The 16,087-nt window shown below is 60.5% G+C and carries 14 protein-coding genes; 5 read left to right on the top strand and 9 right to left on the bottom strand.

The features are described from left to right. The first annotated feature begins 2 nt into the window (after nucleotides 1–2). Complete coding sequence (locus M0H32_RS06580) at nucleotides 3–1,262, top strand: M24 family metallopeptidase (protein ID WP_248152397.1); 1,260 nt, start codon at nucleotides 3–5, stop codon at nucleotides 1,260–1,262. On the opposite strand, the gene M0H32_RS06575 is transcribed toward M0H32_RS06580, so the two are convergent. Beyond that, on the bottom strand, nucleotides 1,259–1,846 hold the full coding sequence (locus M0H32_RS06575; RefSeq protein WP_248152652.1) for a hypothetical protein: 588 nt from the start codon (nucleotides 1,844–1,846) through the stop codon (nucleotides 1,259–1,261). The genes M0H32_RS06580 and M0H32_RS06575 overlap by 4 nt on opposite strands. A 78-nt stretch (nucleotides 1,847–1,924) precedes the next feature. After that, on the bottom strand, nucleotides 1,925–3,325 hold the full coding sequence (locus tag M0H32_RS06570) for a selenium-binding family protein (protein ID WP_248152395.1): 1,401 nt from the start codon (nucleotides 3,323–3,325) through the stop codon (nucleotides 1,925–1,927). A 437-nt stretch (nucleotides 3,326–3,762) separates the two neighbouring features. On the opposite strand from M0H32_RS06570, the gene yghU reads away from it, so the two are divergent. The 3 genes from yghU to M0H32_RS06555 all read left to right on the top strand — a co-directional run bounded on the left by yghU (nucleotide 3,763) and on the right by M0H32_RS06555 (nucleotide 8,047). Next, nucleotides 3,763–4,632 (top strand): glutathione-dependent disulfide-bond oxidoreductase, encoded by an 870-nt coding sequence (gene yghU / locus M0H32_RS06565; RefSeq protein ID WP_248152394.1) that lies wholly within the window; start codon nucleotides 3,763–3,765, stop codon nucleotides 4,630–4,632. Nucleotides 4,633–5,029: 397 nt separating this feature from the next. Further along, complete coding sequence (locus tag M0H32_RS06560; protein ID WP_248152650.1) at nucleotides 5,030–6,601, top strand: Re/Si-specific NAD(P)(+) transhydrogenase subunit alpha; 1,572 nt, start codon at nucleotides 5,030–5,032, stop codon at nucleotides 6,599–6,601. Nucleotides 6,602–6,613: 12 nt separating this feature from the next. Next, a complete protein-coding gene (locus M0H32_RS06555; RefSeq protein ID WP_248152392.1) occupies nucleotides 6,614–8,047 on the top strand; it encodes an NAD(P)(+) transhydrogenase (Re/Si-specific) subunit beta in 1,434 nt (477 codons plus the stop codon). Between the two features lie 243 nt (nucleotides 8,048–8,290). Here M0H32_RS06555 and M0H32_RS06550 read toward each other — a convergent pair whose 3' ends face one another. From M0H32_RS06550 to M0H32_RS06530, 5 genes are all read right to left on the bottom strand, one after another. Next, on the bottom strand, nucleotides 8,291–9,289 hold the full coding sequence (locus M0H32_RS06550) for an ABC transporter ATP-binding protein (protein ID WP_248152390.1): 999 nt from the start codon (nucleotides 9,287–9,289) through the stop codon (nucleotides 8,291–8,293). Then, nucleotides 9,286–10,320, bottom strand: a complete 1,035-nt coding sequence (locus M0H32_RS06545; protein ID WP_248152388.1) for a Gfo/Idh/MocA family protein — start codon at nucleotides 10,318–10,320, stop codon at nucleotides 9,286–9,288. Before M0H32_RS06545 ends, M0H32_RS06550 begins: the two co-directional genes overlap by 4 nt. Beyond that, nucleotides 10,317–11,156 carry a carbohydrate ABC transporter permease gene (locus tag M0H32_RS06540; RefSeq protein WP_248152386.1) on the bottom strand — a complete coding sequence of 280 codons (840 nt, stop codon included), beginning with the start codon at nucleotides 11,154–11,156 and terminating at the stop codon, nucleotides 10,317–10,319. Before M0H32_RS06540 ends, M0H32_RS06545 begins: the two co-directional genes overlap by 4 nt. 15 nt (nucleotides 11,157–11,171) lie before the next feature. Further along, a complete protein-coding gene (locus M0H32_RS06535; protein ID WP_248152380.1) occupies nucleotides 11,172–12,086 on the bottom strand; it encodes a carbohydrate ABC transporter permease in 915 nt (304 codons plus the stop codon). Between the two features lie 66 nt (nucleotides 12,087–12,152). Then, nucleotides 12,153–13,406, bottom strand: a complete 1,254-nt coding sequence (locus M0H32_RS06530) for an ABC transporter substrate-binding protein (RefSeq protein WP_248152378.1) — start codon at nucleotides 13,404–13,406, stop codon at nucleotides 12,153–12,155. Between the two features lie 228 nt (nucleotides 13,407–13,634). Between M0H32_RS06530 and M0H32_RS06525 the strand changes: the two genes are divergently transcribed. Then, complete coding sequence (locus tag M0H32_RS06525) at nucleotides 13,635–13,880, top strand: hypothetical protein (protein WP_248152376.1); 246 nt, start codon at nucleotides 13,635–13,637, stop codon at nucleotides 13,878–13,880. 101 nt (nucleotides 13,881–13,981) lie between these two features. On the opposite strand, the gene M0H32_RS06520 is transcribed toward M0H32_RS06525, so the two are convergent. Together M0H32_RS06520 and M0H32_RS06515 are read right to left on the bottom strand one after the other, a co-directional pair. After that, complete coding sequence (locus M0H32_RS06520; RefSeq protein WP_248152374.1) at nucleotides 13,982–15,523, bottom strand: alanine/glycine:cation symporter family protein; 1,542 nt, start codon at nucleotides 15,521–15,523, stop codon at nucleotides 13,982–13,984. Between the two features lie 22 nt (nucleotides 15,524–15,545). Then, entirely contained in the window at nucleotides 15,546–15,980 is a 435-nt protein-coding gene (locus M0H32_RS06515; RefSeq protein ID WP_248152372.1) for a universal stress protein, read from the bottom strand. Nucleotides 15,981–16,087: the final 107 nt, after the last annotated feature.

The following is a 16,087-nucleotide window of genomic DNA, read 5'->3' as shown; positions in this document are numbered from 1 at the left end:
ACATGGCTGAACTGGACTGGCATGCGGAGCGCAGCGACCTGGGCGGGCTGGCGCAACTGGACCGGGCTCCGGCCAACGAGGATATCGATCTCGTGGCGGTGCGCACCTATCGGCAGCAGCGCGTGCGCCAGAAGATGGCGGACTATGGCGTCGACGCGGTGATCCTGTCCGACCCGGTCAACATCCGCTACGCCTCCGGCACCCGCAACATGCAGGTGTTTTCCATGCGCAACGCGCCCTCGCGCTACCTGCTTCTGACCCAGAGCCGCTCGATCCTCTTCGAGTTCACCGGCTGCCTGCATCTTGGGCAGGGTTTTGAGACCGTCGACGAAGTCCGCCCTTCCAGAACCGCCAGCTTCGTCGCCGCCGGTCCCCATATCGCCGAACGCGAACGCGCATGGGCGGCGGAGATGGCGGACACGATCCGCGAGCTGACCGGTCTGAAAGATGCCGTGGTCGGTCTGGAGCGGCTCAATGCGGGCACCGCGATCGCCCTCAAGGACACCGGCCTTCAGGTCGTCGATGCCCAGCAGCCGGTGGAAATGGCGCGGGCGATCAAGTCAGCGGAAGAAATGAAATGCATCATCGCCTCGCTCCGGGCCACCGAGATCGGCGTCGGCAAGCTGCGTGAGGCCATCCGGCCGGGATTGAGCGAGGTTGAACTCTGGTCAGTGCTGCACCAGTCGATCATCGCGCAGAACGGCGACTATGTCGAAACCCGGCTGCTGAATGCCGGCAACCGCACCAATCCGTGGTTCCAGGAAACCTCGGACAATGTCATCGGCGCCAACGAGCTGATCGCCCTCGACACCGATGTGGTCGGCTGCCACGGCTATTACGCCGACTTCTCGCGCACTTTCCATTCCGGCCCCGACAAGCCGACCGATATTCAGCGCGAGCTCTACAAGGTTGCCTACGAGCAGGTACATTACAACATGAGCATCCTGCGGCCCGGCATGAGCTTCCGCGATTATGCCGACCGGGCCTGGGATATTCCGGAGAAATACTACGCCAACCGCTATTATCTCTCGGCCCATGGCTGCGGCATGACCGGGGAATATCCTTACCTCTATCATCATGGCGATTTCCCGGATGCCGGGTATGACGGCATCGTCGAGCCGGGCATGACGCTCTGTGTCGAGAGCTTCATCGGCGCGGACGGTGGCAAGGAGGGCGTCAAGCTGGAACAGCAGGTTCTGGTGACCGAGACCGGCATCGAGATCCTGTCCGAGTTTCCGTTCGAGGCGCATCTGCTGGCCTAGAAGCTCCGGAGCGCCAGCGCCAGGGCGAAGAGGCCGACGATGACAAGACTTGCGGCCCAGACCCGGTCCAGATTGAACCAGGCCTTCTGCAGAAAACGCAGGCCGAGCCAGATATAGACGCCGACGGCCATCAGGCCGCCTGCGAAAGCCATGGCGAACGTGTGCACTCCCGCCACGATCAATGCCATCCTGACATCCGTTCCCATGAGAGCGCCGGCCGCCACATGGCCGGCCTCCTGCTCCATCGCGCAAATGCCGAGGTAGATCGGCAGCAGCATCAGCCCCGCCCCGTGGGCAATCGCGACCAGAAAGGACCACAGACCGAGCTTTGCCGGCGAGATCCTCGCCAGAAAGCGCGGATGGCGCGTGTTGATCAGGAGATACAGCCCCATGGCGATCACCAGACAGGCGGCGCCGATGCGGATTTCCCGTTCCAGACTTATCAGAGCAGCCATCATCGAGAACGGCAGCAGGATGACAAGCATCGCCGCCAGATGACCGGCTGCCAGCAGGACCAGCGCCCGCGGCAAGGCAAGCGCGCGCCGCTCCATCAGCGCAGCCGACACCGCCAGGGGCCAGCCCATGCCGGGATTGAGCCCGTGATAAAGGCCAGAGGCGATGACGGCCCACCACAGGGCGGTCAGGCTTGTGTCCTCCAACGCCTAGACCGACGGGAAGCAGAAACTGTCGGTCGAACAGTCGCCGCCTTCGAGCCGGATCTGGTGCGAGCGGTAGCCTTTTGGAAACTCGACCCAGAAATCCGGATCGAGGTTCAAGCCGCCGCCTTCCCCGACACGGGCCATGACCATGGCCGCGCCGCGATCGCCTGGATAGAACTGATCGTCCCAGGTGGAATAGAGCGAATTGGTCCAGTAGACACGTTTCCCGTCCCGGCTGATCTCGACCATCTGCGGGCCGTAGCCGAAGTCCCTGCCGTTCGGATGTTTTGTTTTCCTGACAATGCCGCCGATCTCGACCTTTCCGGCCAAGGTGGGTTTCATCGGATCGGAAACGTCATATTGATGCATCTCACCGGTGCCCCAGCAGGCGACGTAAAGATACTTGTCGTCCAGGCTCAGATCGATGTCGGTGACCAGCGGCGGCACGGCGGAGAAGCCTTTCAGAAGCTCCGGCAGGTCCGCAGGGTCGGCCGGCTGTGGATCGATGGTGATGGTTTTCTTCGCCTCGAAGGTGCCATCGTCCTTGCGCCACCAGGTAAAGATCGAGCCCTGCAGGTTGGTCGTGTCGACGACGACGCCGCAAAATCCGTATTGCTTGGCCGGATCGTGGGCCGGGCGGATCTCCAGGGCCATCTGGTGGTTTTCACCCAGATCAATGGTCTGGATGTTCCTGCGGCCGCGCAGGTCCCAGAAATGGATCTTGTGGCCGTATTTGTTGGACAGGAGATCCTCGGCGACGATGCCGTTTTCGAATTGCGGCGGCAGCCCCCATTCCGACGACACCATGTAGTCGCGCGGCAGGTTCCACCAGAAATCATAATGCTTGTCCTGAATGCCCCGATCCATTTCATAGCGGCCCAGAATGTCGAAGGTTTCGCAATCCATGATGAAAATGCCCGGAGGCCCGTCGGTGCCGTCGGCACCGCCGCCGCCAAGCGTCGAGACATAGATACCCTCCGGACCGCAATGGATCGTATGCGGGCGGGAATAGCCGGTCTTGGCGAAGACTTCTTCGGGCTCGATGATCTTGTGGATCTTCGCCTGCAGCGGCTCCTTCACATCGACCACATAGATGCGCGACGAGCGAATGCCCGGGATGATCAGATAGCGGCGTTCGAGAAAGGCGTGGCCCGTCAGCGGCGACAGGGCGGAGGAACAGGCGTTCCAGCCGAAATGATGGAACTCGTCGCCCTTGTTGGGCATGAAGACCGTATGCACGATCTTGCCGTAGTCCGGGCTCTCAGGATCGACATTGACGACGGCCAGACCATCCGGCTGGGAAAAATCCGGACTGAGCATCAAGGTGAAGGCGAGCTTTTCTACAGGCGCCTCCATAGCCATGCGCGCCGTCGGATAAAAACTCGGATCGGGTCTCAAATTCATGTCGTCCTCCCTGAAACTGATGAAATTCAAGACGGGATGCCCGCATTTTCTTGTTTTTCTGCCGGCGTCCCGACCATATCTCCAATGCTGATTGCCCTGGCACTTGCCCCGGAAAAGCCCGTAAATCGCCTGATCGGCCGCGGCTCTCACCGATTGCAATTGATGAGAATGCCCGAATTACGTTCACGGGTCGATGGCGAAAACAGATCCTAACTTTGAAAGGCATCGAAGAACGGAAAACTCCAACTTCTTCACACGCCAATCGTTTGGCTTTCTTTTCAGCTCATTTTGCGCAATTTTTTTCCTCGCTCAAAAAACAGCCCTAGGCAATCCTGCCATTCCCGCCTATTTAATCGTAAGATTGCGATGGATCTGTTTGTGTGACCACAGCGCCCGTTGTACCCGTTCAATGACCGACCCGTTCCGGAGACCGCCTCATGAGTGACCCGACCTACACCCCACCCAAAGTCTGGACCTGGGAACAGCCCAATGGCGGTGAGTTCGCCAGCATCAACCGGCCGATCGCTGGCGCCACTCACGAAAAAGACCTGCCGGTCGGCAAACACCCGCTGCAGCTCTATTCGCTGGCGACGCCCAATGGGGTGAAGGTCAACATCATGCTGGAAGAGCTGCTGGCCCTGGGCCACACCGGCGCTGAATATGACGCCTGGCTGATCAAGATCCAGGAAGGCGACCAGTTCTCCAGCGGCTTTGTCGTCGCCAATCCGAATTCCAAGATCCCGGCCCTGGTCGATCATTCGACCAACCCGCCGACACGGGTGTTCGAATCCGGCTCGATCCTCTTGTATCTCGCCGAGAAGTTCGGTGAATTCCTGCCGACCGACCCGGCCAAGCGCACCGAGACCCTGAACTGGCTGTTCTGGCAGATGGGCTCCGCGCCCTATCTCGGCGGCGGCTTCGGCCATTTCTATGCCTATGCGCCGGAGAAATTCCAATACCCGATCGACCGCTTTGCCATGGAAGCCAAGCGCCAGCTGGATGTGCTCGACAAGGCGCTCGCCGAACGCCCCTATATTGCCGGCGACGACTACACGATTGCCGACATGGCGATCTTCCCCTGGTATGGCGGCATGGTGCTGGGACGCGCCTACAATGCAGCCGAGTTCCTCTCGGTGCATGAGTACAAGCACCTCACCGCCTGGGCGGAAAAGATCGATGCCCGGCCGGCCGTCATCCGCGGCCGCAAGGTCAACAAGACCTTTGGCGAAGAGCACGAACAGGTACCGGAACGGCACGACGCATCGGACATCGACGCCAAGATGGGTCTTGAGGCCGCTGCAGAATAAATTCCACGGCGGCGGAGGGGACCAACGCCCTCCGCCGCCGAAAATTTTCACACGATGAAATAATAGACAAACCTCCCGGATATTTATTTCGGTGGGGTAAAAAATACTAGTTCCCGCCCCTTTCCGAGTATTCCGGCCAGCGAGCGCCCACCGCACCAGTTTCCGGGAACCGAGTTGCGTTGCACCCCAGACATTTTTATCGGGCTGCTCTCAGGGTGCAGTGCGGTAATACCGTGCAATTTAAGAGCAAACACACCTTGTCATAAGTATTTTTTTCGTTTCTATAGTCGCTACACGTTTGTGAGGGAGCGGGCGTCGCGGGGGAAGATCATTCGCCGATGCGGCCGTTCGCGTCCACTTCTCAACAATCTTGTTGGAGCGACGAATGCCAGAAGCCCTGATAATCGGCACACCGAAGGAACTGTTTCCCGGGGAGAATCGTGTAGCGATGACCCCGGAGTCCGCCAAGCAACTTCAGAAACTCGGATACACCTGCCTCGTCCAGAGCGGCGCCGGCAAGGCCGCCGGTTTTTCCGACGAGGCCTATCAGGAAGCCGGTGTCGAGATCGTCAAGACAGCGCCGAGCCTCTGGAAGAAGTCCGACATCATCACCAAGGTGCGCCCGCCCGAAGACAAGGAGCTGGGATATCTCGCTGAAGGCAAGACGCTGATCTCGTTCTTCAATCCGGGCGGCAACGAAGCCGGGATGGAAAAGGCGAAAGAAGCCGGCGCCAACGTGATCGCCATGGAAATGGTGCCGCGTATCTCGCGCGCCCAGAAAATGGACGCGCTGTCCTCCATGGCCAACATCGCCGGCTACCGCGCCGTAATCGAGGCCGGCAACAATTTCGGCCGTTTCTTCACCGGCCAGATCACCGCCGCGGGCAAGGTTCCGCCGGCGAAAGTCCTGGTGGTCGGCGCCGGTGTCGCGGGCCTTGCCGCCATCGGCACGTCGACCTCCCTCGGCGCCGTGACCTATGCCTTTGACGTCCGCCCGGAAGTGGCCGAACAGGTTGAATCCATGGGCGCCGAATTCGTCTACCTGGATTTCGAGGAAGAGCAGCAGGACGGCGCCGCCACCGGCGGTTATGCCAGTGTATCCTCGCCGGAATTCCGCGAAGCCCAGCTCGCCAAGTTCCGTGAACTGGCGCCGGAAATGGACATTGTCATCACCACGGCGCTGATCCCGAACCGCCCGGCTCCGAAGCTGTGGCTGGAAGACATGGTCAAGGCCATGAAGCCCGGCTCAGTGATTGTGGACCTCGCCGCCGAGCGCGGCGGCAACGTGGAAGGCACCGTTCCCGACGACAAGGTGGTTGCCGACAACGGTGTCACCATCATCGGTTACACCGACTTCCCGTCGCGGATGGCGACCCAGGCCTCGACGCTCTATGCCACGAACATCCGTCACATGTTGACCGACCTGACTCCGGAAAAGGACGGTCTGATCAATCACAACATGGAAGACGATGTCATCCGCGGCGCGACGGTCACCTACAAGGGCGAGATTACCTTCCCGCCGCCGCCGCCAAAGGTTCAGGCGATCGCCGCCAAGCCGAAGGAAAAGGCCAAGGAACTGACGGCCGAGGAAAAGCGGGCCGCCGAAACGGCGGCCTTCAAGGCGCAGACCAAGCAGCAGGTCATGCTGCTCGGCATTGGCGGCCTTTTGATGCTGCTGGTCGGCCTGATCGCGCCGGCGAGCTTCATGCAGCATTTCATCGTGTTCGTGCTGTCGGTCTTTGTCGGCTTCCAGGTGATCTGGAATGTCAGCCACTCGCTGCACACGCCCTTGATGGCGGTGACCAACGCGATTTCCTCGATCATCATTCTCGGCGCCCTGATGCAGATCGGCTCCGGGTCCTTCCTGGTGATCCTGCTCGCGGGTCTTTCCGTCTTCATGGCCGGGATCAATATCTTCGGCGGTTTCCTCGTCACCCGGCGCATGCTCGCCATGTTCCAGAAATCCTAAGGAGGCCGTAAGATGGAATTCGGTTTCACGACTGCCGTCTATGTTGTCGCGGCTGTTTTGTTCATCCTCTCCCTCGGCGGTCTCTCCGGCCAGGAAAGCGCCAAACGTGCCATCTGGTACGGTATTGTCGGCATGGGGCTGGCCGTTGTCGCCACCCTGATCGGCCCGGGCTCGGGCCTCTGGCTGCTCTCGCTCATCCTGATCGCCGGCGGCGGCATCATCGGCTATTACGTCGCCCAGAAGGTGCAGATGACCGAGATGCCGCAGCTGGTCGCCGCCATGCACTCGCTGGTCGGCCTTGCAGCGGTCTTTGTCGGCTTCAACGCCTATATCGAGCTCGGCCGCGTGATGGCCATGAGCGAGGAAGAGCGCCACGCGCTGGAAGGCTTCGCCGCGCTGCTTGCCCACAAGACCCCGGTCGAACAGGGCATCCTGAAGGTCGAAGTGTTCCTTGGCGTCTTCATCGGTGCTGTCACCTTCACCGGCTCTGTTATCGCCTTCGGCAAATTGGCCGGCAAGGTCACCTCCAAAGCCGAAAAGCTTCCCGGCGGCCACATGCTGAATGCGGGGGCTGCCGCGCTCAGCGTCATCCTGTTGCTGTTGTTCCTGAACGGCGCTGGCATCTGGACGCTGATCCTGATGACGCTGCTGGCCTTCTTCATCGGCTATCACCTGATCATGGGCATCGGCGGCGCCGACATGCCGGTGGTTGTGTCGATGCTGAACTCCTATTCGGGCTGGGCCGCGGCCGCCATCGGCTTCTCGCTCGGCAACGATCTCCTGATCGTCGTCGGCGCGCTGGTCGGTTCCTCGGGTGCGATCCTCTCCTACATCATGTGCAAGGCGATGAACCGCTCGTTCATCTCGGTGATCCTCGGCGGTTTCGGCAACACCACCGGCCCGGCCATGGAAGTGGAAGGCGAACAGATCGCCATCGACAGTGACGGCGTCGTTGCCGCCCTGGAAGATGCCGACAGCATCATCATCGTTCCGGGCTACGGCATGGCTGTCGCCCAGGCACAGCAGAATGTCGCGGAACTGACGCGGCGCCTGCGCGCCAAGGGCAAGGAAGTGCGCTTTGCGATCCACCCGGTCGCCGGCCGTCTGCCGGGCCACATGAACGTGCTGCTCGCCGAAGCGAAGGTGCCTTACGACATCGTTCTGGAAATGGACGAGATCAACGAGGACTTCCCGTCAACGGATGTCGCGATCATCATCGGCTCCAACGACATCGTCAATCCGGCGGCCCAGGAAGACCCGAACTCGCCAATCGCCGGCATGCCGGTTCTGGAAGTCTGGAAAGCCAAGCAGGTGTTCGTTTCCAAGCGCGGCCAGGGCACCGGCTATTCCGGCATCGAGAACCCGCTGTTCTACAAGGAGAACACGCGCATGTATTACGGCGACGCCAAGGCCAGCCTCGACAAGCTGCTGACCCAGATCAGCTAGGTTCGATGCACAAGTGAAACGGAAAGGCCCTCCCGGGCGACCGGGAAGGCCTTTTTCATTGCGGGCTCCACTGCCCTCCCCCTCCAGCGTCATCCCGGACGGAGCGCAGCGCAGATCCGGGACCGGTGAGCCGGGTGCGTTCGCCGTGGTGACGGGCCTTTCCCCAAAGGACCCGTGCCTCCCCGGTCCCGGCTCGCGCTGCGCTTGGCCGGGATGACGATTGAGAGGTTTTCTAGTCGCCCCTCAAGCCCTCAAGCGCGCGCCGTCCTTGTCGAAATAAAACGACTTGCCGTCGGCAATGCCGAAGCTGAGCTCTGTGCCCGCTTGAACCACGTGCTGACCAAAGAGCCGCGCGGTGATCTGGTGGTCGTCGATCCTGGCGATGACGTTGGTGTCGCCGCCGAGCTGCTCCACATGCTGCACTGTCACCTTGAGCGGGCCGTCACCAGCAAGGACAAGATCCTCCGGGCGGACACCCAGGGTGCGCTCGTCGCCTTCGGAGACCAGACCGGCGGGCAGGAAATTCATCGCGGGCGAACCCAGGAAACCGGCCACAAACTTGTTGGCCGGGTTGTTGTAAAGCTCCATCGGGCTGCCGACCTGCTCGATACGGCCGGCCTTCAGGACGACGATCTTGTCGGCCAGCGTCATGGCTTCCGACTGATCGTGGGTGACGTAGATCATCGAAGTCTTCAGCTGCTGGTGCAGGTTTGCGATCTCCAGCCGCGTGTTCATGCGCAAGGCCGCGTCGAGGTTGGACAGCGGTTCGTCGAACAGGAACAGTTTCGGATGGCGCACGATGGCGCGGCCGATGGCAACCCGCTGGCGCTGACCGCCGGAGAGTTCTGACGGATAGCGGTCGAGATAGTCTTCCAGATTGAGCATGCGGGTCGCCTCGGCGACGCGCTGCTCAATGACTTCCTTGCTCTGCCGTTCCTGCTTCAGAGCCAGGGACATGTTCTTGCGCACGTTCAAATGCGGATAGAGCGCGTAACTCTGGAACACCATGGCGATGCCGCGTTTCGACGGCGGCGTGGTGTTGACGACCTCGCCGCCGATGCGCACCTCGCCGGAAGAAACATCTTCAAGGCCCGCGATCACGCGCAGGAGCGTGGACTTGCCGCAGCCGGAAGGACCGACAAACACGACGAACTCGCCGTCCTCGACTTCCAGATTGATGTCCTTCAGGACATGAACCGCTCCGAAGGACTTGTTGACATTGGACAGGGTCAGCGCCGTCATGGCGTTTGCTCCTTTAAGGTAACGGGTTGTCCGGTGCGGATGCTCTCGTCGGCCGCCAGGCAGATTGCCAGCGAGGTGACGGCATCCTGCATGTGCCGGGTCAGATCGATGTTTTCGGAAATGGCGCGCAGCATATAGGCCTGTTCCGCGTCGCAGAGCTCCTGGTGCCCCGGTTCGCCGGGCAGGTCGATGCGCCGGTCGCCGTCCGGCCGGTGCACAAGCAATCCACCCACTTTCGTATGGCCATCGACATCTGCGGACGCGCCCTTGTCGTCCTCGACGATGGAGACAGAGCCTGCCGGCGAAACGACATCCTTCACGAAAAAGGCCGTCTCCGACATCATCGGTCCCCAGCCGGCCTCGTACCAGCCGACCGAGCCGTCGGCAAAGGTCACCTGGAACTGGCCGTAATTGTACATGTCCGGCGCGATCTCGTCGGAAAGCCGCAGCCCGATGCCATGGACCTTCACCGGCGCCGCATCGGTAATCTGGCACCAGACATCAACATAATGCACGCCGCAATCGACGATCGGCGCGGTGGTCTGCATCAAGGCCTTGTGGGTCTCCCACTCCGCTCCCGAGCTCTGCTGGTTCAGGTTCATGCGGAAGACGTAGGGACCGCCCAGCGCCCGGGCTTCCTCGATCAGCCGCACCCAGGAGGGGTGATGGCGCAGGATATAGCCGACAACCAGCTTGCGGCCGGTTTCCCTGGCGCAGGCAATCACGCGCTCCGCATCGGCAACCGTCGTTGCCAGCGGCTTTTCTATGAAGACATGGGTACCGGCCGTCATGGCCGCAACCGCGTAATCCGCGTGGGTGTCGGAATAGGTAGCGATCACCACCAGGTCCGGCTTTGTCTCCGCCAAAGCTTTTGCATAATCGGTAAAGACCGGATAGCCGCCGAGATCGGGATGGCCGACCTTGCCCGAGCGGTTGACGAGGCCAATGATCTCGGCCTCCCCGTGCTTGTGATGGGCAAGCGCATGGGAGAGCCCCATATTGCCGAGACCGACAATCAGGACCCTGGTCATTTGACCGCTCCGGAGGTGATGCCGCGGATCAGCTGGCGCGAGAAGATCACATAGAGAATCAGCACCGGCAGGATTGCCATCGACAGCGCCGACAGGACCGCGTTCCAGTCCGTGACGAACTGGCCGATGAACACCTGGCTGCCGAGCGTCAGCGTCTTTGTCTCCTCGGACGGCGCCAGGATCAGCGGGAACCAGAGATCGTTCCAGATCGGGATCATGTTGAAGACCGCGACCGTTGCCATGGCCGGCCGCACCAGCGGCAGCACCAGGCGAAAGAAGATGGTGTATTCGGACAAGCCATCGATGCGGCCGGCATTCTTGAGATCGTCCGAGACCTGGCGCATGAATTCGCTCAGGATGAACACCGCCAAAGGCAACCCCTGCGCCGTATAGACCAGGATCAACGCCGTCAGCGTGTTGACGAGCCCCGAAGCCACCATCATTTCCAGGATCGCAACGGTACCGATCCGGATGGGGATCATGATGCCAAGCGCCAGGTAGAGGCCCATCAGCATGTTGCCCTTGAAGCGGTATTCGCTGAGCGCAAAGGCGGCCATGGCGCCAAACAGCAGGACAAGGAACAGCGAGGCGACCGTGACGATCATGGAGTTCTGGAAGTAGAGGAAAAAATCCCCCTGCTTCATCACCGTCTGATAGCCGACCATCGAGAAGCTGTCGGCGCTCGGCAATGCCAGTGGCTCGCGGAAGATCGCCTTGCGGGTCTTGAAGCTGTTGATCAGGATCACGAAGACCGGAAACAGCGCGATCAAGGTGTAGAGGATCAGCGCGCCGTGCATGGCGGCCGTGTTGAACGGATTGGTCCGTGCCTTATGCATGAGGGTCCCTCCCCGTCACAGTTGGTATCGGCGCATCCGGGTCTGGATGCCGAAGAGATAGAGACAGACACCCACCAGGATGATCGCGAACATGGCGCTGGCAATGGCAGAGCCCATATAGGGATCCCCCAGCTGCAGCTGGAAGCCGAAGAAGGTGCGGTACATGAAGGTGCCGAGAATGTCGGTCGAGAAATCCGGGCCGGCGAGCGCGCCCTGGGACGTGTAGATCAGGTCGAAGGCGTTGAAATTGCCGACAAAGGTCAGGATCGAGATGATGCCGATGGATGGCAGGATCAGGGGCAGCTTGATCTTCCAGAAGGCCGACATGCCCGTAATGCCGTCGATTTCGCCCGCTTCCAGAACCTCCTCGGGAATGGACAGCAGCGCGGCGTAGATGAGCATCATCGGAATGCCCACGAACTGCCAGACGGAAATCAGCGACAGCGCGGTCAGCGCATATTCTTCCTTGCCGAGCCAGGGGGCGAACAGCGACTTGAGGCCGACAGCGTCCAGCATGGACGGGGCGATGCCCCAGATCGGCGACAGGATCAGCTTCCACGCAAAACCGACGATCACGAAGGACAGGATGGTCGGAATGAAGATGGCCGAGCGATAAAAGGCTGCGAACCGCAGGCGCGGGTGGCTGAGAATGGCAGCCAGCGCAATGCCGATCGGGTTCTGCACCACCATATGGATCAAAAAGAACCAGAAATTGTTGCCGAGCGCGTTCCAGAACTGATCCGACCAGGTCGGGTCGCCGAGCAGCGTATAAAAATTCTGGAGGCCGACGAATACCCGTTCCTGGTCGATCTTGCTGTAAAGAGCAAGACGCAGGGTGTTGAACAGCGGGAAGATCATCACCGCCGTGTAGACCAGGACCGCTGGGGCCAGAAACACGGCAATATGCCAGCGAAAACGGGGCGCGCTCATTTGAAGCTCCGGTAAAAAGAACCCGGACAGGCGAAGCCTGCCCGGGAGATGTGTGCTACCAGCCGATTATTGCTGCGGTTCGTACCAGCTTGCCAGACCTTCCTGCAGCTTTTTGCCGAGGTCTTCCGGGCTTTCGGTGCCCTTGATGGCGGCGACAGACGCGCCCCAGGTCTCGTTTTCGAGGTTCGGCGTGCCGCGCGACAGGATCTGGTAGGTGGAGCGGATGGTGCTCTCGCACTCGCCGCGCCAGCTGACGAATTCCTTCGCAAGCGGATCTTCCAGCTCAACCGGCGTCTTGGACAGCGGGAAGAAGCCCGGCAGGGCGTTGCCGAAGATTTCCGCGAATTCCGGCGACGCCACCCAGGTCAGGAACGCCCTGGCCGCTTCCGGATGGGCAGTCTTGGCGTTCATGCCGATGCCGATATCCGTGTGGTCGGAAATGTAGCAGGTGTCGCCCTTGTTCTGGACCGGCGGCTTGAAGGCACCCATTTCGAAGTCGGCCTGGGTGTTGAAACCGGAGATCTCCCAGCTGCCGGCCGGATAGATGGCGGCGCGGCCGAGTGTGAAGATGTTCTGGCTGTCCGGATAGGTCTGGGCCTCGTAACCGTCGCCGAGATACTCGCCCCAGCGGGCCAGGGTCCGATAAGGAGCAACCCACGGCTCGTCGGTCAGCTTCTGAACGCCGAGCAACAGGGCCTGTCGTCCGGTCTCACCCTTCCAGTAGTTCGGACCGATGTTCTGATAGCCCATCGTGGCCGCTTCCCACTGGTCGTTGGTGCCCATCGCCATCGGGATGTAAGTGCCGTCTTCCTTGAACTTGTCGAGGGCGGCGAAGAATTCCGCCTCGGTGGTCGGCACTTCGACGCCAACTTCCGCAAACGCGTCCTTGTTGTAGATGAAGCCGTGAATAACGGAGGCCATCGGCACGCAGAAGCTGGCCGAACCGTCGTCAGACTGCCAGGCAGCCTTGGCGACATCGGAGAAATTGCCCATGGCTTCCATGTCAGACAGATCGGTCAGGTGACCGGCATCATAGAGCGCCAGCGAGGCGTCGAAGGGGCGGCAGGTGATCAGATCGCCTGCGGAACCGGCATCCAGCTTGGAGTTCAGGGCGGCGTTGTATTCCGTCGGAGCGGACGGAGTGAACTTCAACTTGATGCCCGGATGGCTGGCCTCAAAGGCCGGAATGATCTTCTCCTGCCACAGGGCCAGGTCGTCATTTCGCCAGCTTTCGATGGTCAGGGTGACGTCTTCAGCATAAGCGGTCGACGTGAAAAGAGCAGTACTGGCCAGGGCCAGTGCGAGGAATTTCCGATTCATAAGACACCTCCGAAAGTTCATCCGGTGAGGATGATTCCAAATGTTGCTGCCCGGCGCTGGATCTTCCCGCTTGTCGTGGCGGACGCCCCGATTGAGGCCTGCCGCCATCTGGCGCGTTTTTGTTTTACCGCCGGTGCAGAACAACCGTGCCGAAGGGCGTCAGCGCCCTCCTGCTGACATCATATAATACCTATTTGATACCACTTGTCGACCTATTAGTTTGAATTTATGAAAATCAATTTTGAGGGGGCATTTTTGGCAATATCACCCATCATTGGTATTTCTTTGGCATCTTTTTCGCTAAGTTCCCGGGCGAAAGGTATGGTTTTTCTGGATTTTTGGGAGCGCCGTCACCGCCGAAATCCGCGTTTTCCGGCTGATCCTGAAAAAATTGGACTGCTTTTCGAGCCGGGAGGACGAAGTGCCGGTCGTGAATGGGTGGCCCCTGCCCTTCCGGCCCAGGAGGCGCACTGAAACTCGTGGGGCGCGCTGCGGCAGACGGAAACGGGACCAGCCCGCCAAATGAAACAGGCCGCCCGGTGGGCGGCCTGCTTTTGGTTTTGATGGTCAGGAAATTACGCGAATTTCTTGATCTCTCCGGATTTCAAGCGGCTCAGGTAGCTGTTGAGCTCTTTCTTGACGATCGGCATCAAGGCGTAAAGCGCGATGATGTTGACGACCGCCATGGCGAAGATCGCGGCATCGGAGAAATCGATCACCGGGCCGAGGCTGGCGGCGGCACCGATCACCACGAAGATGCAGAACAGGATCTTGAATGCCAGTTCCTTGGCCTTGCCTTCGCCGAACAGGAAGGTCCAGGCCTTCAGACCGTAGTAGGACCAGCTGATCATGGTGGAAAAGGCAAACAGCACCACCGCGACAGCCAGCACATACTGGAACCAGCCGAAGGCCGAGGAGAAGGCCGCCGAGGTCAGCGCGACGCCGGAATTGCCGTCAACCGTCTGAATGGTGGAACCGCCTTCATTGAGAAGGTAGAGACCCGTTGCCGGATCGGCCACCAGCTGGCCGGTGATGATGATGACCAGTGCGGTCATGGTGCAGATCACGACGGTGTCGATGAACGGCTCCAGCAGGGAAACGAACCCTTCTGTGATCGGTTCCTTGGTGCGTACCGCCGAGTGGGCGATAGCTGCGGAACCGACGCCGGCCTCATTGGAGAAGGCCGCCCGCTTGAAACCCTGGATCAGAGCCCCTACCAGGCCGCCGGCAACGCCGAGGCCGGTGAAAGCGCCGTCGATGATCTGGCCGAAGGCCCAGCCGATCTTGTCAGCGTTCACGCCGATGATCACCAGAGCGGTGACGACGTAGAGAACACCCATGAACGGCACGACCTTCTCGGTGACCGAGGCAATCGACTTAAGGCCGCCGACGATGACGGCAAAGACGATGGCTGCGAAGACGACACCGGTAATCCAGCCCGGATAATCGCCGATGACATTGGCGATCTGGGCATGGGCCTGGTTGGCCTGGAACATGTTGCCGCCACCGAGCGAGCCGAGAATGCAGAAGATTGCAAACAGAACCGCCAGGAACTTGCCGGCCGGAAGACCGCGTTCCTCGAAGCCCTTGGTCATGTAATACATCGGACCGCCCGACACCGTGCCGTCTTCGTACTCGTTGCGGTACTTCACACCAAGCGTGCACTCGGTGAACTTGGACGCCATGCCCATCAGGCCGGCAAGGATCATCCAGAAGGTCGCTCCTGGACCGCCGATGCCGACGGCAACGGCCACACCGGCAATGTTGCCGAGACCGACGGTACCGGAGAGTGCCGTGGCCAGGGCCTGGAAGTGGCTGACCTCCCCGGCATCGTTCGGATCGGAATAATCGCCTTTCACCAGGGCGATGGAATGCGGAAACGCCCGGAACTGGATGAAGCCGAAATAGAGCGTGAACACGGTGGCCGCGACCACCAGCCAGGCGACGATCCACGGGAAGGACGTTCCGGGGAACGGGCTGAAAATAAAGCTGACGAACCAGCCGGTGGAGCTGGCAAAGAGGGCATTGACCTGTTCGTCGATCGATTGGGCCATCGCCGGCGCGGAGGCGCAGAGCGTTGCCGTTGCGGCAAGGGCCGCGGCGCTGAATTTTTTCATGTTGAATTCGCCTTCAGGAAACTTACGGAACGATGGTGACGGGCACAGGCGCGGCCTGGGCCAAGCTGCCGGCAACCGAACCGAAAATGCGCGTGGAGAGACTGGAATGACCGGTTCGGCCAATCACCAGATGCTCAACGCCCTCGTCCTCGGCGATCTTGATCAAGGTTTCCGCGATGTGGCCGTAGCGCAGCTCGGTCGTGACCTCCAGGCCGCTTTCGGCCAGCTTTGCCACGACTGGAGCCAGCACCGCAGTTTCCGCGCGTTGCAGTTCCTCGGTCCGCCGCTTGTGGCGCTCCTCGATTTCCGTAGGTGTCAGGAAGGTGTAGGGCGACCATTCCAGCACATGTGCAATGACGAGCCCCGCTCCACTGGCCTTTGCAAGACCAGCCGCGAATTCCAGCGCGTTCGCGCCGCTTTCACTGCCGTCGTAACCGACGACGATCCTCTTCGACATGTTTCTTTTCCCCTGTCATGCGGCATTTTGCCGTAGAGGAAATTTACCCTGCTAAGATTCACAAATATTCTCGAATTTCGAAAAGATTCGGATATTTTATGAATAAT

Origin of the sequence: Roseibium sediminicola (assembly GCF_023156505.1) — a bacterium.
GTDB lineage: Bacteria > Pseudomonadota > Alphaproteobacteria > Rhizobiales > Stappiaceae > Roseibium > Roseibium sediminicola.
Note: the sequence above shows the minus strand (reverse complement) of the source record. Positions and strands in the feature narration are given on the sequence as shown.